The following is a 16,174-nucleotide window of genomic DNA, read 5'->3' on the forward strand; positions in this document are numbered from 1 at the left end:
CCTCCGTGGCCGGTACACCCCTGGGTGATGGCATCGACAACGAACCCCGACCGCTCAGTGCACGATGGCGTCGGCGGGGTCGCCCCACAGCGGGCCGGGCTGGGCCAGCAGCCGCTCCAGCGCGGCCGTGCGGGTGGGCACGGCGGCCACCACCGGGGGGCGCTCGGGCGGCCGCCCGGTGGTGGAATCGGCCGGGGCGTAGGCCCACCGGCGGGCGGCCTTGTGCCACAGGAACCCGAGCACCCGGTGGTCGGTCGGGGACTCGACCCGGTACAGGCCGTGCTCGTCCCGGGGGTCCTCGCGCACCACCCGCACCCGGGCCAGTTCTTCGGGGGTGTAGGGGCACAGGGGCCGGTCCGCGGCGAACCGGGGCTCGGGCTTGCGCTCGGCGCGGTCACGCTCCCCCGGCAGCGGCGCGTGCAGCGCCTCCGGGAGCGGATCCCCGTCTTTGACGGGGGCGGCCTCGGGGAACGTCGCAGACCAGGCACGGCGGACCGCCTCGGGGTCGGCGCCGTAGGCCTGGCCCAGGGCGGATCGCACCCGGATGTCCGCGACCGGCGGACACCAGGTGGGCGGCACCGCCCCGCGTTCGGCGTCCGCGAGGACCGGGCGCGAGCACGCGATCCGGGCCCCGGCGGGGAGTTGGGCGCGCACCGCCGCGGCGGCCGCGGCCAGGGTGAGGCCGGCACCGATCCGCAGCCCGGCCAGGCCCTCGGGGAGGGAGCCTTCGGCGACCAGGTCGCCCACACCCACGCCGATCGCGCGGGCCAGCTCCGCCAGACGCCGGGCCTCGGGGCGCTCGGCACCCTGCTCGTAGCGGATGACCTGCTGGCGAGTGGTGGGCAGCCGCTCGGCGAGCTGGCGCTGGCTCAGCCCGGCGGCGGTGCGGGCGGCCCTCAGCCGGGCGCCGTCCAGGGGCAGGCCCTGTCCGCGCGGCATCAGGCCGCCCCTGCGGTGGTGGTGCGGGCTCGGGTCATCATGGCGGTGGTCCTGTCGAAGCGGTCGGATACGCGTCAGCGATTATCCTAAACCACACGTTCCTTTCAGGTAACGTGCTTCTGTGGCCCGCCCCCGCACGGTACGTGTGGCGCCGTCGTCGCCACCCGCACACCCTCAGGGCCCGTGACCGGCGGCGGGTACGGCCGGTCACGGGCCCTGAGGGTGAAGGTGGCCCCTGGGGGCGGTGGTGCTCCTGCGCTCGTCGTGCTGTCCGACTACTCCTGGTCCCCTGGCCGGTGCCCCGACCCCAGGCCCCCCGCGTCGGCGGCGATCCGCTGCAGGGCGCTGATGTGGCCGGACAGTGCTTCCCGGCCGGCCCGGGTGAGGTTGAGCCAGGTGCGCGGTCGCTTGCCGACGTAGCCCTTCTCCGTTTCCACGTAGCCCAGTTTGTCCAGCGCGCTGATCTGCTTGGACAGCGCCGAGTCGGAGAGTTTGACGGCCTCGCGCACATGGCCGAACTCCGCCCATCGGGTGGCCGCCAGCACCGAGACGATCGAGAACCGCGTGGGGTTCAGCAGGGACTGGTCCAGTCCGTCGTGGTCGGCCACCGCACTAGACCTTGGGGTCGCGCGCGGCGCGGTTGAGCAGCCGGTGCCACAGCGGCATGGTCACGACGACCACGAAGCTGGCGATGGTGGTGGGGTAGGGCACGTCCCAGCTGCGCAGCGCCACCGCTCCGGCCGCGAACACGGCCATCAGCGCGAGCATCACGAGCGCCCGCAGCGCCCTGCCGCGGGCCGAGATCCCCACCGGCCGGGGGTCGCTCTGGTAGCCCATCGCGGAGCCGGGGCGCTTCCAGCGCGGCAGGAAGACGAGCAGCAGCGCGCCCGTGGCGAACAGGTAGAGCAGTTCCGTGCTCCGCTCGGGCCACAGGTCCGAGGCCAGACCGAAACCGATGGCCCCGGCCCCGATGACCCACAGCGTCCACACGGGGTGGGCGTTCGTGCTCGCCGCCTGCTCGCGGCGCTCGGCGACCTCGTTGAGGGCGCTGGCGGCTTCCTCGGGTGTGGGCTGCGTTCCCATGGCGAAAACTTCCTCTCGTCGTCCTTCGGGGCCGGCGGGCGCCGTGCGATCTCCGGTGCTTGCCGAGCTTTCATGTCGTTGCCTACAAGGAAAGTACAAGACACTTTCCCTTCAGGCAAGTAGATCCCCGCAAGAAAATACGGTCCGCCCGCTCCCCAGGCACTTGAAGTCGCCTCACCCGCGAGCCGAAACCACAGGTGGGGGCGGGCCAAAGGGTGCCGGCAAGAAGCGCGCCGCCAGGCGTCGCACAGGCACGGTTCTCCCGCAGACCCGGCCACAGGACGAGCAACCGGCGAGTGGCTTCGCCGTTCCGGCGACCCCTCACGCCATGAGGTGCGGTTTAGGTAGATCGGTTTCCCGGCCGGACGCTCCCCGCGCCACCGGAGACGCGGCTCTCCTGCACGGCCCGACACCTGCGCCCCTCGGCGTGCCCCCGCTCTCCCACGGCGGATCGGACACGCACCAGAGGCCGACGGCGATCCACACCCGGCCGATCCACCAGGCGAGCACGTCGCGGCCCTCGGGGGCGGCCGCGCACGAGACGGCCACCGTCCCGTATCCGATCGGGACGGTGGCCGCGCGCGGTGTCCCTCCCGCTACCGGAAGGACTCCGCGGCCCTCTGGATGTTCCCGGGCCCGGCGCCGCCACTCACGATCGCGGGAGGGACCTCGGCCGGGTCGAGGCCGCAGGCGTACGGAATCGCGTCGACGCTGCCGCCTCCCTTCTTCGGGCCTCCCGTTTCGGGGTAGGGCAGGGGCAGGACCGACACGGGAGAGCCATGACCGACCGCAGGACCGACGAACGCGGGTTCCTGAGTGGACCGCACACCACCGAGCGCCCGCGGGCCACGAGCACCGCCGTGTACGGCGCGCGCTTCGACGCGCCGCCCGACCGGGTCTTCGCCTTCTGTACGACCAGGTCAGGGCTGGAGCGGTCGATGCCCGGCGTGGTGAGGGTCCTGCACTGGCCCGAGGACGGGCTCGCCGAGGGCGAGACGATGGTGCTGAGCTGGCGGATCGCCGGGGTGGTGCCGGTGCGCTGGGTCGGCGTCATCGACTCCTTCGAGGACGGGGAGCACTTCACCGATCTGCAGCTGCGCGGGCTCTTCCGGTACTTCCGGCACACCCACACCGTCGCCCCGGACGGGACCGGAACCGCCTACACCGACCGGGTGGAGTTCGCGAGCCGGTTCGGCGTCCTCCTCGACCGAACCGTGGTGAGGTTCGTGATGAACCGGATGTTCCTGCGGCGGCTGGCCCTGATGAGGGACCTGGTGGAGGAAGCGGCACACCCCTGACAGATCTGTCCGTGAGGGCCCGGACCGGGCACCTCCGGCCGCCCTGTCCGGGAAAACGCGGACGGCGCCCACCGGACCCGTGTCCGGAGGGCGCCGTCTCTGTAGGCCGGCTGCCGGGTGGCGGCGCGGCACCGTGTGTCCGCACCGTCACCGGGGCACTCACTCCTTCACCGCGAGCGGGCCCTCCTTGCGGCCGTACCAGGGCCACCACTCCACCGTGCGGCCGTGCGGGATCATCCGGTCCAGTCGGATGGTCACCCTCAGCGCGAAACCCCCGGCGAACATCCCCGCCACCAGGTCCGTGAACCAGTGGAAGTGCAGGTAGATCGAGACGGTCGACTGCAACAGGGCGATACCCACGATGCAGTACGCCAGGCGCCGGATGATGTGCGGCCGCGCCGCGCCGAACCTGATGATGAGGAACAGCACCAGCCCGTAGATCAGGATGGCGTTCGCCCCGTGCCCCGACGGAAAGGCCACGTGGCCGGGGCCCATGAAGAAGTCCGGGTCGAAGTGCTTGGCATGTCCCCGGTTGGTGCCCAGTTTCATCACCGACACCAGCGACATCATCCCCACGACCCCGACCGCGCCCAGCACGATCGGGCGCCAGCTCCGGTGCCAGTAGGCGAGCTGCAGCACCGTGACGCCCAAAACGGGCAGTGCCACCGCACGGGAGGCCACCGTGTCCGGCCAGAGGATCAGCGGTTCGCGGAGCACGTCCCAGAAAGGTCTGGGCAGCTCGTTCAGGAAGTTGTCCACCGGATGCAGGGGGCCTGCCGCGAGCATCGTCATGGCGATCAGCGCCACGGCGAGCATGATGGCCACCCGGTCGGAGGCCACGCCCCATGCGATCTCGCTCACGCTCGGCCATCGGACCGCGCGCACGACCGGGGGACCGGGGGCGTACTCGCTCGTACGCACCACGGGGATGGGACCGCTGTACGGCCCCGGTTCCGGGGTCGTACGCTCTTCCCTGTCGTGTGGTTGGTTCAACTGCCTGGACCGTGGATGTCGGGTCCTCGAAGAGTGCGTCATGTGCTCAGTGCTGTCTCACACGTCGTGGGCTTGCCTGTGGCACCTGGGAAGCGTGGGGGACGGGCTAGCCGTGGTTGCTGAAACTGATTCTGACGTCCTCAGGGTCGACTCGGGGTTGGGACGGGTGCCGGGGTGGATCTACCCCGCTCATCCGGTTCGACGGCCGAACCACGGGACTGGTTCACTGGGTCGTGACCGCCGCCGATCGGGTCCGGTGCCTGGGAGGCACGGGGCTGACCAGCGCCGACTGTGTTGCACCGGGTACTGCCCGGTCGTCGTCGGCGCAGGTCAAAGCACCTGTATCGAACTCATTGCCGTCACGTGCCCTACACCACGCACGACAGTGGGTGAGTGTTGCCAACAGATGAGCCTACCCGGACACTTCGCCGGATCGGCGGCATGCCGGATCAACCGTGACCCTTCTGCCTCGGGCTTTGCCGCGGCCCCCGACAACGCTTCCCCGCGGTTCACCACCGCGCGATAGTTTTGTGATCGATCCGTTAGCGGTTCGAGGCCTGCTGTCCGGCCGACCCGCCAGTGTGTGGCACCCTTCAAAGAGCTTGTACGAAGCTGAGCGAACCGGCCCGGGCACACGGTGTGCGCGGGCCGTGGAACGGAAGGGCCCTGGATGGTCGACCTGCCCCAGTTGCCGGATGATCCCTCGAAGCTCGCCCGCGAGCCGCTGAGGGAGCAGATCCGGCAGGTACTGGTCGAGGGCCTGCTGTCCGGACGCTGGCAGCCCGGCGAGCGGATCGTGGAGCGCCGTGTCGCCGCCGAGCTGAAGGTGAGCCAGGCGCCGGTCCGCGAGGCCCTCCGCGAACTGGAGACCCTGCGTCTGATCGAGACCGTGCCCAACAAGGGCGCCCGCGTGCGGGACTTCGGGGTCCAGGACATGGCGGAGATCTACCCCGTGCGCGCCGGCCTGGAGCTGGTCGCCGCGCGGTTGGCCGCGCCCCGGCTGGCCGCCGACCCCTCCGCGCTGGAGCGCGAGGTGGAGGCGCTCAAGCGGGCGACCGCCGAAGGGGACGTCTCCGAGCAGATCAGGCACAGCGTGGAGTTCCACCGGGAGATCGTGCGTGCCGCCGACAACAGCGTGCTGCTGCACACCTGGGAGTCGCTGGGCGTCGAGGTGTGGACCGCGCTGTCGGTGCGCTGGCTGAACATGGAGCTGCACGCCAAGGCGGCCGACCACGACCAGATCACCCGCGCCTTCCGGGAGGGCGACCCCTCGGTCGGGGACATGGTCAGCGAACACGTGCTCAACTACGTCGAGGCGGCCCTGAAGTCCCACGAGAGCGTGCGCTGAGGCGGTCCCGGCCGACATTCCGTGTTCCCGGACGACCGCCGGGCCGTCGGCCGTCGCCGCTCCGATGTCTGCCGACGCTCCCTTCCGGCCTTGACCTGCCCCCTTGCACCAAACTGCGGTTATCTGCCGTAAAGTCGTATTGATCGATCATCGATCAGACCGTAGAGTGTGCGCGACGCACGTCACACGTACGCGCGCGACCCCCTCGGGTGCGCGGAGTCGTTCATCCGGCCGGTGGACGAACCCTCGCGACCGACACTGCCACGCCGAGTCACGGATGCATAGGGCAGTGAAGACCGGGAAGCAATGCGGTCAAGGGTCCGGGGGACAACTGCACACGAGACCCCACGAGCGCTTCGCGTCCGGGAAGGACGAGCCACGCTTCCCGCGACGCGCCCCGCAACAGCCACAGAGCACCGCCACCGAATGAGCCCGGCGGCGGCGCACGCCGAGGTCGCGCCCGACAGCGGGACCGCGGCGGGTCTGGCACCCCCGCCCACAGGCCGGGGCGACAGGCCTTCTCGTACGTAGAAAGGCACACCATGGCTGACACGGCCAAGCCGAAGACCGGCACCGCCCGGTCCTCAGGGATCCGGCGGCGCAGTCGCAAGGACACCTCCGCCGGCCTCACCGGCGAGACCCCCGAGGTCCTCCTCGACTACTACCGCCAGATGCTGTTCATCCGGCGGTTCGAGGAGCGCACCGCGCAGGCCTACACCCAGGCGCGGATCGGCGGCTACTGCCACCTCAACCTCGGTGAGGAAGCCACCGTGGTCGGCCTGATGACCGCCCTCCAGCAGCGCGACTACCTGTTCACGAACTACCGTGACCACGGGTACGCCATCGGCAAGGGCATGGACCCCAAGCGGGTCATGGCCGAGCTCTACGGGCGCTCCGACGGCGTGTCCAAGGGCTGGGGCGGCTCCATGCACATGTACGACACCGAGACCCGCATGCTCGGCGGCTACGGCATCGTCGGCGGCCAGCTGCCGCTGGCCACCGGTGCCGCGCTGGCCATCTCCTACCGGGGCGGCGACGAGGTCGTCATGTGCCAGATGGGCGATGGCACCACCAACATCGGCGCCTGGCACGAGTCCCTCAACATCGCCAAGCTGTGGAACCTGCCCGTCGTGTTCGTGGTGATCAACAACTTCACCGGCATGGGCACCACCGTGGACATGTCCTCCGCCGAGCCCGAGCTGCACAAGCGGGGTTCCGCCTTCCGCATCGAGGGCGAGCGCGTGGACGGCCGTGACGTGCTCGCGGTCCGCGACACCGCGGCCCGCCTGGTCGAGCGCGCCCGCGAGGAGCAGACGCCGTTCCTGCTGGAGGCGTGGAGCCACCGGATGAAGGGCCACTCCGTGGTCGACCCGGCCAAGTACCGCACCGATGAGCAGAAGGACGAGGCCAGGTCCGAGGAGAACGACCCGATCGCCCTCTTCGGCGCCCGGCTCACCGAGGCCGGCATCCTCACCGACGAACTGCGCGACGAGCTCGCCGCCTCCGTCAAGGCGGAGGTGACCGAGGCCGCCGAGTTCGCCGAGAACAGCCCGCACCCGGACGTGTCCACGCTCTTCGACTACACGTACGCCACGCCCGTCCCCAACGAGTCGCGCCGCATGCCCGCCGACCCGGTGTTCGCAGAGTAGAGAGGCAACGAGCACATGTCTGTGATCACTTACCGTCAGGCTCTGCGCGACACGCTCCGCGCGGAGATGGTCCGCGACGAGAACGTCCTCGTCATGGGCGAGGAGATCGGCGTCTTCGAGGGCTCCTACAAGATCACCGAGGGCCTGCTCACGGAGTTCGGCCCCCGGAGAGTCAAGGACACCCCGATCGCGGAGGAGGGGTTCGTCGGCGCCGCGATCGGTGCGGCCATGCTCGGCCTGCGCCCGGTCGTCGAGCTGATGACCATCAACTTCTCGCTGATCGCCATCGACCAGATCATCAACCACGCCGCCAAGATCTACGGGATGTTCGGCGGCCAGACCAGCGTTCCCCTGGTCATCAGGACCCCCGGGGGCGGCGGCCAGCAGCTCGGTGCCACGCACTCGCAGAACATCGAGCTGTTCTACTCGTTCATCCCCGGCCTGAAGGTGCTCGCTCCCAGCACCCCGGCCGAGGCCTCGGCGATGCTGCGGGCGGCCATCCGCGACGACGACCCGGTCCTGTTCCTGGAGAACCTGGGCCTGTACAACTCCAAGGGCGAGGTCCCCGACGACTACGCCCAGCCGTCGAACGACAACGTCGCCACGATCGGCCGGGCCAAGGTCACCCGCGAGGGCTCCGACATCACCCTCATCGGCTACTCGCGGATGGCGATGGTCGCCACCCAGGTCGCCGAGAAACTGGCGGAGGAGGACATCAGCGTCGAGGTCGTCGACCTGTGCAGCCTCCGGCCCCTCGACCGCCAGACCTTCGTCGACTCGGTCAAGAAGACCGGCGCCGCGGTGATCTGCGAGGACGACTGGCTGACCTACGGAATCGGTGCGGAGATCGCCGCGTCGATCCAGGAAGGCGCCTTCGACTACCTGGACGCCCCTGTCCGCCGGGTCGCGATGGCGGAGGTCCCGATGCCGTACGCCAAGCCGCTGGAGACGGCCGCCCTGCCGTCGGTCGATTCGATCAGCACCGCCATCAAGGAGACCCTGAGCGCCGTCGGCAAACGGGTCGGGTAGAGGGAGATTCCAAGCATGAGCGAGATCCAGATGCCGCGCCTCTCCGACACCATGGAGGAAGGCGTCATCAGTACGTGGGTCAAGCAGGTGGGCGACAAGGTCGCCTCCGGCGACGTCCTGGTCGAGATCGAGACCGACAAGGCCGTCATGGAGTACGAGGCCTACGAGGACGGCTACCTGGTCAAGCAGTCCGTGTCCGAGGGCGACACGGTGCAGATCGGCGCCGTCATCGGCGTGATCGGTGACTCCCCGGACGCGGTGCCGGACGACTCCGGCTCCGGCGGGTCCGAACCCGCCCAGGAGTCGGCGGACGAGGCCGGGGAGGAGGCCGCCCCGGCCGCCGAGGAGGAGGCCGCTCCCGCAGAGGCCCCCGCCCCGTCCCCGGGCGACGGTGGGGACGGTCCGCGACCGCGCACCTCCCCCCTGGCCCGCAGGTTGGCCCGTGAGTACGGCCTGGACATCAACAGCATCCAGGGGTCGGGCCCCAAGGGCCGGATCGTGCGCGCCGACATCGAGGCCGCCAAGGACGGGGGCGCCCGCGAGGCCGCTCCCGCCGCCCCGGCGGCGAAGGAGGAGCGGTCCGCCCCCGCAGCCCCGGCCTTCGACGACGGCCGCGACTCCGAGGAGCTCAAGGTCAGCAACGTGCGCAAGGTGATCGCGCGCCGCCTGAGCGAGAGCAAGCAGACGGTGCCGCACTTCTACCTGCGGCGCACGATCGACGCCGAGGCCCTCAAGGGCTTCCGCGGCCAGATCAACGAGCAGTTGGCGTCCACGGGCGCGAAGATCAGCTTCAACGACCTGATCGTCAAGGCGTGCGCGACCGCGCTGAAGCTGCACCCGGCCGTCAACACCTCGTGGGTGGACGACAAGCTGCTCCAGCACCGCCGGATCAACGTCGGCGTGGCCGTGGCCGTGGACGCCGGCCTGGTGGTGCCGGTGCTGCACGACACCGACAGGGCGACGCTGTCGGAGATCTCCACGCGCACCCGCGAGCTGGCGGGCAAGGCCCGTGACGGCAAGCTGAAGCCGCAGGAGATGAGCGGTGGCACGTTCAGCGTGTCCAACCTGGGCATGTTCGGCGTGGACAGCTTCTCGGCGGTCATCAACCCGCCGGAGGCGGCGATCCTCGCGGTCGGCGCGATGCGCCAGGAGCCGGTGGTCGTGGACGGTGAGGTCGTGGTGCGCAACCGGATCTCCCTGGAGCTGTCGGTGGACCACCGCGCGGTGGACGGCGCCGTCGGCGCCGCCTTCCTGAAGGACCTCGCGGAGATCCTGGAAGAGCCGATGCGGATCATCCTGTAGCACCCGGTAGTACCCGAACGCGGACGCCCCGGCCCTCCAAGGCCGGGGCGTCCGTCGTTTCCGGAACCGCCGCGCGTCGGCGGATCGGCAGACTCTGTCCACAGCCTGTGGATAAGCGGACCGACGGACAAACGGACAAGGGGACAAACGGGTAGGCGGCCAAAGGAACAAGTCACCAAGGCGACATGGCGACGACCTGGCCGAGGAGAACGCCTCCGGCGACTGCGGCGCCGTAGGACAGCGCCCGCCAGCCGGACCACCGGGGCCGCGGGGGACGGGACCGCCGGTGGCGCCCGCCCGCAGCGGGCACGGGCCCCTCCTCCGGGACGTCTGGTCGGGCCGAGGTCCGGTCCCGCTGAGCGCGGCGCTCCTCCGCCACCCTCATCCAGTGGGGCAGGGCTCCGTGTTCGAGCCGGTAGGCGACCCGGGGGTTGCCGCGCATCTGGTCAAGGAGCTGCTGTTCCCTGGTGGGCGGGGTGGGTTTGGATGTGTGGGAGGGGCGAGCGGGGTGGGAGGGGCGGGAGAAACGGTGTCCACGAGGTGTGTCGAGCACCGCGCGCATGCGCGGGTTCACGGCGGTGGTCATCGGATCGTCTCCCCGGTGGTGAACTCGGCCCACACGGCCGTCCCCAGGTCGGCGCAGAAGAGGAAGGGGACCAGCGGGTAAGTTCCCCAAGCCCGTGCGAGGGCGTCGACCATGAGCAGGCCGCGCCCGCGTTCGGCGCTCGTCCACTCCGCCTCGGTGCGCTGCGCCGGGATCTGCGGGGAGGATTCTCGTGCCCCGTCGTCCACGACCACCAGGCGCAGCACGCCCGGCGCGGTGAGAAAGAGGGCTCGCACAACCTGGCCGCCCAGGTCAGCGCTGCGGGTGTGCTCGACGGCGTTGGCGACGATCTCGCTGGCGCACAGGGTCACGTTCTCGACCAGGTCCTCACCGAACCGGGCCAGGTCGCTACGCAGGTCTGCCCGGACGGAGCTCATCTGGGCGAGAGTTCCGGGGTGGACACGCGCTTTCCACCGGGGGCCGGGAGGCAGGGCGTGGGGCACAATGGACATGTCGACAGATCGCTTTCTGGATTATTGCTGGTTGGTTGTCGGCCTGCTCTGGGGGTGTTCTCTGCACCCGCCAGAGCTTTTTCTTGGCCGCCCTCAGCGGGCGGTCTGGTTCACGGAGGTGGGGGGCGCGGGGAGAACCCCGTCGCCCGCGCGGTCTCCGCTGGTGATCGCCTTGCGGTCAGAGCCGGACCTGAGGGATTCGCAGATGTGGACCACCAGGTCCAAGGAGTCGCTGACCGGGAGCGCGGCCCCGCGCAGGTCCTCGAACAGGTCAGCGAAGGCCCGAGCCTCCTGGGGTGCGGAGATGAGCTGGCCGTCCCCGCAGGGGGAGACCAGGTGGGCGACGGTGTACACCGACCCCAGGGACAGGAGACGAAACGGCCCCATCGGGCAAGGGTGTTCGGCCACGTCAGCAGGGATGACCTGGAGGCACAGGCCGCTGTCCCTCATGGAACCGATGATGCGGCTCAGCTGTTCGCGCATCACCTTGGCCCCGCCTACCGGAGTGCGCACGGCGGCTTCGTTGACCACCACCCGCAGCGAAGCCGTGCGGTTCCAGCCGATCGACTGCCCCGTGGGTTTTCCCCGCACCCGACCGAGCGCGGTCGCGTAGGCGTAAGTCTGGACCGTGGTCGGAAGTGCCCCGGGGTGGAACTCGCGCAGGCTGCTCACCGAGGAGTCGAGTTCGTGCGGCCGGGCCCCCGACTCCAGATGGGTGTTGAGCGTGGAACGGGCCCAGGCGTTGACCAGGCTTCCCTGCGCGTTGAGCTTGCGGTCCAGGTACTCGGCGAGATGACGCGGTACTGCGGAGCCGCCCTCCTCCACCCGGCGGAGTTCGGAAGCCTCACACACCTCTCGCACCACCAGGTCCTGGGCGCTGAGCCCAGCGGCCTCCCGCAGTTCCCCCACCCGCCTCCCGAACCGCTCCCACCCCAAAGCGGCACTGTCCTGTCCCCCACCCACCGGCCCCGCGCCACTTCGCTTGACGGTCGACATACCGGACTCCTCATCTCACGCGCGACGCCCTGCATCGTCACGCTTCGAGATCAAGTATGAACACGAGTATTCCTGACCGCAAGTCTTACTGCTCGTAAAATTTACGTACTATGTATTGTACTGCCAAAGAGGAGGCAGACTATGAGCGATGACGGATCGAGGAGGAACACGGTGATCCCAGAGGTGCCCTCACTGAGGCAGAAGTGGCTAGGCGACAAGTTTTCCCTGCTCAGACACGAAGCGGGTTTGTCTCTCACCGCTGCTTCCAAAATCGCGGACCGGTCGACCGCCTCCCTGAGCCGCATCGAGAACGGGCTGGTCGCGGTCCCGCCCCGCGATGTCCGGCCACTTCTGGACGCCTACCAAGTAACTGACAGGGACATAAGGGAGACCCTGATCACGGTGGCCGCAGAGGTACAGCAAGAGCGCAAGGGCTGGTGGGTCGAACAGAGCGACAGCCTCAGTCCGTCCTTCGTGGACCTGCTGCGGCTCGAATCGACCGCCACGTCGATCCGCACGTTTGAACCCAGCCTGATCTACGGGCTGCTCCAGGACGAGGGATACGCACGCTACGCGGCGCAGTCCACCCGTACATGGGCGTCCGATCAGGAACTTGAGCGCTTCATCGCAACGCGCAAGGCTCGTCAGGGCATCCTGAAACGTGACGAACCGGTGGAATTCCACACCATCATCAGCGAAGCCGTCCTGCACCAGCCGCTCGGAGGACCGGAGATCTTCGCCCGGCAGTTGAAGGCGCTACTCGACAGCAGCGAACGCGACAACATCACAGTCCAGGTCCTGCCGTTCTCCGACAAACCGCACCCTGGCGTCACCGGAGCCTTCGCGATCCTGTCCCTGTCAAGGTTGGACTTTGTCCACGTCGAGCTGATGACCAGCGACGTCTACGTCGAAGACGAGGTGAGCGTCGCCGAGTACAGCGCCGCATACGACGTCCTGGCGGAGCTGTCCTATCCCCCTGAGCGATCACGCGAAACTATCGCTGGCATCATGGAGTCCCTGAAGCGATGAAAGTAGGGCGAGACCCAGTGTTCCCGTACGAGTGGCGTAAAAGTTCCTACAGCGCCGGGCAGAGCGCGTGCGTGGAGGTCGCGATGCCGACCCATACGAGTGCCGCGATGCGCGACACCAAGCACAGAGACCTCGGTGCGCTCACCTTCCCCGGCCCCGAGTGGCAGGCTTTCCTCAACACAACCCAGAGCGACCCAACGTAGGGGCTTCTCGCGAAGCCACCGAGTGGCAAGCCTTCCTCAGTACCACCGGGTACCCCCCCCGCCCAGCATTTGCGCAACGGCAACTCACTCTCCGGTTGGCCCACAACACCCGAACCAACCTCCGTCCCCGGCCGATCCTCGGCCGGGGCTTTCGCGTCTGCCCACAGGCCGTGGACCGATCCCGCACGCCACGAGAGGCTCCCCCTCGTGCATGGCCGCTTCCGGACTGTCACCGAAATCTGCCAGGATCTCCACGAACCGACCTGAGAGGTGCACCATGAGCTACCCCCACCGGGCCCCCGACGTGGCCGCGCTCGCCCACCGGCTCCGTGGCCTCGCCACCGGGAAGTGGAGCGGCGCCGACCTGCGTCGGATGGCCGCCGACCAGGGATGGGAGTGGGTCGATGACGACGGGGGGCCTGTTCTTCGCACGGGAGCCGACCTCGGGGAGGCGCGGCTGCGGCCGGTGGACGAGTGCCTGGAGATCCACGTGACCACGGAGGAGTACGTGGGCCTGCACGTCCCCCTGGAGGAGGTCGGGGGTGCGACCAGGGAGCACGTCGAGGCGTTCCGGCGGGCCGCCGACATCCTGCGCGCCGAGTTCGACCAGCCCCACATCCTCGGGGCCGACGACGACTCCGTCCCCTTCCACGACGACCACCCCGGGTGGGGTGCCCCCTTCATGCGCTGGCGGATGCGGCGGAACAGCCTGGAACTGCGGGCGGGGGCCAGGGGCCCCGTGCTCTCGCTCCTGCCCAGCGGTCCGGCCGAGGGGTGGTTCTGGTACTACCGCAAGGAGGGTGTCGGCGACGTGGGCGGGTTCGTCGGCACGCTGATGAGCCGCCGGTCGGGCGACCAGGGCGGCAGCATGTCCTTCGCGGGCATCACCCGCTACTCCGACTGGAAGGAGTACTGCACACTCCTGGCCCGCTCCCTGAACACCATGCCCGCCGAGCTGCACGCCCTCGGCCTCTCCCGCTCCTTCGGCTTCCACGGCACGATCCCCGGCCGCGGCGGCCCCTGGGTCTTCCAGTTCGAACTCGGCGAACACGCACAGCTCGGCCTGGACCAGGCGGTGGTCGACCTCTTCGGCCCGGCGCGGTCGGCGCCCACTCCGCAGGAGCTGGGCTGGACCGAGGCGACCGAGGAGCACCACCGCAGTGAGGACGTCGCCTTCCACTCTCCGAGGTACCCCTACGACGAGGTCAACGGGACGCGCCTGGCGATGCTGGTGCTGGAGACCGCGGAGGCGCTGGGCATCCCCTCCCCCGGGGACCTGTCCCTGACCGACTGGGGCGACCACGTCAAGGTGGCCTCGGTGACCGGGGGGTGGACCGCCGAGTACTTCCTCCACGACTACGGGCTCCGCGTGGTGGGCAACCCGTGACCGGGGTACGGTCGGCCCGGACCGCCCGACAGGGGCTCCGGGGAGGGGACCGCTGACACGACGGAGCCCCGGGCGGACTCCTCCCGCCCGGGGCTCCGTCGAGGCCTGGGGTCGCCCTGGTCAGGCGCGGCCCAGTCCGGGACGGCCGTAGCCCGCCCCGGCCCGGTTCCCACGCATGCCCACCCGGCTGCCGTCCGCCCCGGACCGGTCGTCACCCTGGTAGGTCCGGTCCTCGCCCTGGTAGGTCCGGTCGCCACCCTGGTGAGACCGGTCCTCGCCCTGGTGAGGCCGGCCCTCGCCCGAGTAGGTCTGGACGTCGCCCTGGTAGCCCTGTGCGCCGCTCAGCCCTCCGTTCCGGCCGTTGGTCACGTTGCTGTGCTGGCCGACGCTGGAGGGCACCGTGTGGCGGGCCCTCCCCTTGTCGATGCCGAGGAAGCGGTTGAGGTGGCCCTTCTTCCCGACCACGAACCAGGCGACGGCGCCGAACAGCGGGAACCAGATGATGAAGATGATCCACAGGAGCTTGCCGCCCCCGGTGGTGTCACCGTCGACCAGTGCCGAGATGACGGCGGCGATCACCAGCACCACCAGGACCAGGGCGATGAAAAGGAAGATCAACCCGGTGATACCGCTCATCCAGGCGATGGCGGTGTCCGTGCTGTCGGCGAGGCTCGTGATCATGACTCCCCCAAGCATGACGTAGTCTAATTGTCACGCAGAGTAGTCTTTCGTCGTGCCTACTCAGGCGCATTCCATGGTTTTCGGGCGTTTCCCGACCGCCTGCGCCGGGTTTCGGTTCTGCGGCCTCTCCGGATCGAAGCGAAGACTTTCGAATACCGCCCCCTACCAGGCCTTTCCACTGCTTTACTGAGAAGCATGGGCGAGCTTCGGCGATCTTGCAGGTTCACTCCCCTCCTCCGAACCGGAGCCCCCACCGGCAACGGTGGTGGCACCGGCACCCACGACCCCCAACCCGGGCGTACCGCCGCCACCCCGCGTCGGCGCAGAGGCACGACGTCCACGGGAGGCCCCTCGTCCCGGGCCTCATGACGTGGTGAGGCAACCGCGCTACCTGTGGCTGGCCGAACAGCTCCGCGAACCGATCCTGCGCGGGGAGATGCCGCCCGGCACCCGGCTCCCCTCCCGGACCCGGTTGGCGCGCTCCTACAGGGTCAGCGAACAGATCTCCCGCACGGCGCTCCGGCTCCTGGTCACCGAGGGCCTGGTCGAGGCCAGGCCCGGTTCCGGGTACTTCGTGCGCACCGTTCCCGAACTCTTCCGGCTGTGCCGGACCGACTCCTCCTCCGGCTCCGGGCTGGGCACACTCCTGCGCGAGGAGATCGGCACCGACCAGGAGTCGAGCTCGGCCCCACTGAGCTCACGGCTCCGGCTGCGCGACGGAGACCCCGTCTACCGCACCACCTCACGCGGGCTGGCATCGGATCTGCCCATCACCCTGCACCAGTCGTGGGAGCCGGCGGCACTCACCGCGGGCACACTGCGCACTCCCTTCGACGCCGCACCCGAGATCGGCCTGCTGGAACGGCTCAGCGCCGCCGGCCACCCGGTGGACCGTGTGGTCGAGGAGGTGTGCGTGCGCTCCCTGCGTGACTCCGAGGCCACCCTCCTCGGGTCGGCTCCCGGGATGCCCGTGCTGGTGGTGGAACGCACCCACTTCAGCGCCAACCGGCCCGTGGAGACCTCCGACCTCATCGGTTCGGCCGAGCAGTGCCGACTCCTCTACAAGCTGACGCTGGCGCGGCCGCGCCGACCCGGGGACCCCCGGCGGCGCTGAACCGCGCACCGCGCCCGGCACGGCAGCTCCGGCCCGGGCACGACGAAGGGCGGTGGCCGCTCCCCTC

General features: G+C 69.8%; 16 protein-coding genes and 1 pseudogene. 9 read left to right on the forward strand and 8 right to left on the reverse strand.

The window, feature by feature from the left end:
* Nucleotides 1-54: 54 nt before the first annotated feature.
* The 3 genes from ACFWTE_RS16475 to ACFWTE_RS16485 all read right to left on the reverse strand — a co-directional run bounded on the left by ACFWTE_RS16475 (nucleotide 55) and on the right by ACFWTE_RS16485 (nucleotide 2,022).
* Nucleotides 55-939 carry a helix-turn-helix domain-containing protein gene (locus ACFWTE_RS16475; protein WP_378780285.1) on the reverse strand — a complete coding sequence of 295 codons (885 nt, stop codon included), beginning with the start codon at nucleotides 937-939 and terminating at the stop codon, nucleotides 55-57.
* A 275-nt stretch (nucleotides 940-1,214) separates the two neighbouring features.
* Nucleotides 1,215-1,547, reverse strand: coding sequence for a winged helix-turn-helix domain-containing protein (locus ACFWTE_RS16480; RefSeq protein WP_378780286.1), 333 nt, complete (start codon nucleotides 1,545-1,547; stop codon nucleotides 1,215-1,217).
* A 4-nt stretch (nucleotides 1,548-1,551) separates the two neighbouring features.
* The gene (locus ACFWTE_RS16485; RefSeq protein WP_378780287.1) at nucleotides 1,552-2,022 is read right to left on the reverse strand and encodes a hypothetical protein; all 471 of its coding nucleotides are present in this window, start codon (nucleotides 2,020-2,022) and stop codon (nucleotides 1,552-1,554) included.
* 779 nt (nucleotides 2,023-2,801) lie between these two features.
* On the opposite strand from ACFWTE_RS16485, the gene ACFWTE_RS16490 reads away from it, so the two are divergent.
* Complete coding sequence (locus ACFWTE_RS16490) at nucleotides 2,802-3,320, forward strand: SRPBCC family protein (RefSeq protein WP_378780288.1); 519 nt, start codon at nucleotides 2,802-2,804, stop codon at nucleotides 3,318-3,320.
* Nucleotides 3,321-3,479: 159 nt separating this feature from the next.
* On the opposite strand, the gene ACFWTE_RS16495 is transcribed toward ACFWTE_RS16490, so the two are convergent.
* Complete coding sequence (locus ACFWTE_RS16495) at nucleotides 3,480-4,244, reverse strand: phosphatase PAP2 family protein (protein WP_378780289.1); 765 nt, start codon at nucleotides 4,242-4,244, stop codon at nucleotides 3,480-3,482.
* A 739-nt stretch (nucleotides 4,245-4,983) separates the two neighbouring features.
* On the opposite strand from ACFWTE_RS16495, the gene ACFWTE_RS16500 reads away from it, so the two are divergent.
* The 4 genes from ACFWTE_RS16500 (at nucleotide 4,984) to ACFWTE_RS16515 (ending at nucleotide 9,641) form a co-directional block, all read left to right on the forward strand.
* Nucleotides 4,984-5,661 carry a GntR family transcriptional regulator gene (locus tag ACFWTE_RS16500; protein ID WP_378780290.1) on the forward strand — a complete coding sequence of 226 codons (678 nt, stop codon included), beginning with the start codon at nucleotides 4,984-4,986 and terminating at the stop codon, nucleotides 5,659-5,661.
* A gap of 542 nt (nucleotides 5,662-6,203) precedes the next feature.
* Nucleotides 6,204-7,310: a pyruvate dehydrogenase (acetyl-transferring) E1 component subunit alpha gene (pdhA, locus tag ACFWTE_RS16505; protein ID WP_378780291.1), complete on the forward strand. Its 1,107-nt coding sequence runs from the start codon at nucleotides 6,204-6,206 to the stop codon at nucleotides 7,308-7,310.
* A 15-nt stretch (nucleotides 7,311-7,325) separates the two neighbouring features.
* Nucleotides 7,326-8,339, forward strand: coding sequence for an alpha-ketoacid dehydrogenase subunit beta (locus tag ACFWTE_RS16510; RefSeq protein ID WP_378780292.1), 1,014 nt, complete (start codon nucleotides 7,326-7,328; stop codon nucleotides 8,337-8,339).
* A gap of 15 nt (nucleotides 8,340-8,354) precedes the next feature.
* On the forward strand, nucleotides 8,355-9,641 hold the full coding sequence (locus ACFWTE_RS16515; protein ID WP_378780293.1) for a dihydrolipoamide acetyltransferase family protein: 1,287 nt from the start codon (nucleotides 8,355-8,357) through the stop codon (nucleotides 9,639-9,641).
* A 172-nt stretch (nucleotides 9,642-9,813) separates the two neighbouring features.
* Here the strand turns inward: ACFWTE_RS16515 and ACFWTE_RS16520 are convergent, their stop codons facing one another.
* From ACFWTE_RS16520 to ACFWTE_RS16530, 3 genes are all read right to left on the reverse strand, one after another.
* On the reverse strand, nucleotides 9,814-10,227 hold the full coding sequence (locus ACFWTE_RS16520; RefSeq protein ID WP_378780294.1) for a hypothetical protein: 414 nt from the start codon (nucleotides 10,225-10,227) through the stop codon (nucleotides 9,814-9,816).
* Nucleotides 10,224-10,622, reverse strand: coding sequence for an ATP-binding protein (locus tag ACFWTE_RS16525; RefSeq protein WP_378780295.1), 399 nt, complete (start codon nucleotides 10,620-10,622; stop codon nucleotides 10,224-10,226). The genes ACFWTE_RS16520 and ACFWTE_RS16525 overlap by 4 nt, the downstream gene beginning before the upstream one ends.
* Before the next feature lie 168 nt (nucleotides 10,623-10,790).
* The gene (locus ACFWTE_RS16530) at nucleotides 10,791-11,693 is read right to left on the reverse strand and encodes a helix-turn-helix domain-containing protein (protein ID WP_378780296.1); all 903 of its coding nucleotides are present in this window, start codon (nucleotides 11,691-11,693) and stop codon (nucleotides 10,791-10,793) included.
* Between the two features lie 141 nt (nucleotides 11,694-11,834).
* On the opposite strand from ACFWTE_RS16530, the gene ACFWTE_RS16535 reads away from it, so the two are divergent.
* The 3 genes from ACFWTE_RS16535 (at nucleotide 11,835) to ACFWTE_RS16545 (ending at nucleotide 14,312) form a co-directional block, all read left to right on the forward strand.
* On the forward strand, nucleotides 11,835-12,722 hold the full coding sequence (locus ACFWTE_RS16535; RefSeq protein ID WP_378780298.1) for a helix-turn-helix domain-containing protein: 888 nt from the start codon (nucleotides 11,835-11,837) through the stop codon (nucleotides 12,720-12,722).
* Nucleotides 12,719-12,925: a DUF397 domain-containing protein gene (locus tag ACFWTE_RS16540; RefSeq protein WP_378780299.1), complete on the forward strand. Its 207-nt coding sequence runs from the start codon at nucleotides 12,719-12,721 to the stop codon at nucleotides 12,923-12,925. Before ACFWTE_RS16535 ends, ACFWTE_RS16540 begins: the two co-directional genes overlap by 4 nt.
* A 277-nt stretch (nucleotides 12,926-13,202) precedes the next feature.
* On the forward strand, nucleotides 13,203-14,312 hold the full coding sequence (locus tag ACFWTE_RS16545) for a hypothetical protein (protein ID WP_378780301.1): 1,110 nt from the start codon (nucleotides 13,203-13,205) through the stop codon (nucleotides 14,310-14,312).
* Nucleotides 14,313-14,660: 348 nt separating this feature from the next.
* Here the strand turns inward: ACFWTE_RS16545 and ACFWTE_RS16550 are convergent.
* Nucleotides 14,661-14,993, reverse strand: a pseudogene (locus ACFWTE_RS16550) (PLD nuclease N-terminal domain-containing protein); the annotation flags it as partial.
* A 370-nt stretch (nucleotides 14,994-15,363) separates the two neighbouring features.
* Here ACFWTE_RS16550 and ACFWTE_RS16555 point away from each other — a divergent pair.
* Entirely contained in the window at nucleotides 15,364-16,107 is a 744-nt protein-coding gene (locus ACFWTE_RS16555; protein WP_378780302.1) for a GntR family transcriptional regulator, read from the forward strand.
* The last annotated feature ends 67 nt before the right edge of the window (nucleotides 16,108-16,174 follow it).

It is taken from the genome of Nocardiopsis sp. NPDC058631, from assembly GCF_042716955.1.
Taxonomy (GTDB): Bacteria; Actinomycetota; Actinomycetes; order Streptosporangiales; family Streptosporangiaceae; genus Nocardiopsis.

Excerpts from the sequence above, each read along its gene's own strand:
- ACFWTE_RS16475 (WP_378780285.1), bottom strand. The coding sequence starts at position 939 with ATGCCGCGCGGACAGGGCCTGCCCCTGGACGGCGCCCGGCTGAGGGCC.
- ACFWTE_RS16485 (WP_378780287.1), bottom strand. The coding sequence starts at position 2,022 with ATGGGAACGCAGCCCACACCCGAGGAAGCCGCCAGCGCCCTCAACGAG.
- ACFWTE_RS16490 (WP_378780288.1), top strand. The coding sequence starts at position 2,802 with ATGACCGACCGCAGGACCGACGAACGCGGGTTCCTGAGTGGACCGCAC.
- ACFWTE_RS16500 (WP_378780290.1), top strand. The coding sequence starts at position 4,984 with ATGGTCGACCTGCCCCAGTTGCCGGATGATCCCTCGAAGCTCGCCCGC.
- pdhA (WP_378780291.1), top strand. The coding sequence starts at position 6,204 with ATGGCTGACACGGCCAAGCCGAAGACCGGCACCGCCCGGTCCTCAGGG.
- ACFWTE_RS16510 (WP_378780292.1), top strand. The coding sequence starts at position 7,326 with ATGTCTGTGATCACTTACCGTCAGGCTCTGCGCGACACGCTCCGCGCG.
- ACFWTE_RS16515 (WP_378780293.1), top strand. The coding sequence starts at position 8,355 with ATGAGCGAGATCCAGATGCCGCGCCTCTCCGACACCATGGAGGAAGGC.
- ACFWTE_RS16520 (WP_378780294.1), bottom strand. The coding sequence starts at position 10,227 with ATGACCACCGCCGTGAACCCGCGCATGCGCGCGGTGCTCGACACACCT.
- ACFWTE_RS16525 (WP_378780295.1), bottom strand. The coding sequence starts at position 10,622 with ATGAGCTCCGTCCGGGCAGACCTGCGTAGCGACCTGGCCCGGTTCGGT.
- ACFWTE_RS16530 (WP_378780296.1), bottom strand. The coding sequence starts at position 11,693 with ATGTCGACCGTCAAGCGAAGTGGCGCGGGGCCGGTGGGTGGGGGACAG.
- ACFWTE_RS16535 (WP_378780298.1), top strand. The coding sequence starts at position 11,835 with ATGAGCGATGACGGATCGAGGAGGAACACGGTGATCCCAGAGGTGCCC.
- ACFWTE_RS16540 (WP_378780299.1), top strand. The coding sequence starts at position 12,719 with ATGAAAGTAGGGCGAGACCCAGTGTTCCCGTACGAGTGGCGTAAAAGT.
- ACFWTE_RS16545 (WP_378780301.1), top strand. The coding sequence starts at position 13,203 with ATGAGCTACCCCCACCGGGCCCCCGACGTGGCCGCGCTCGCCCACCGG.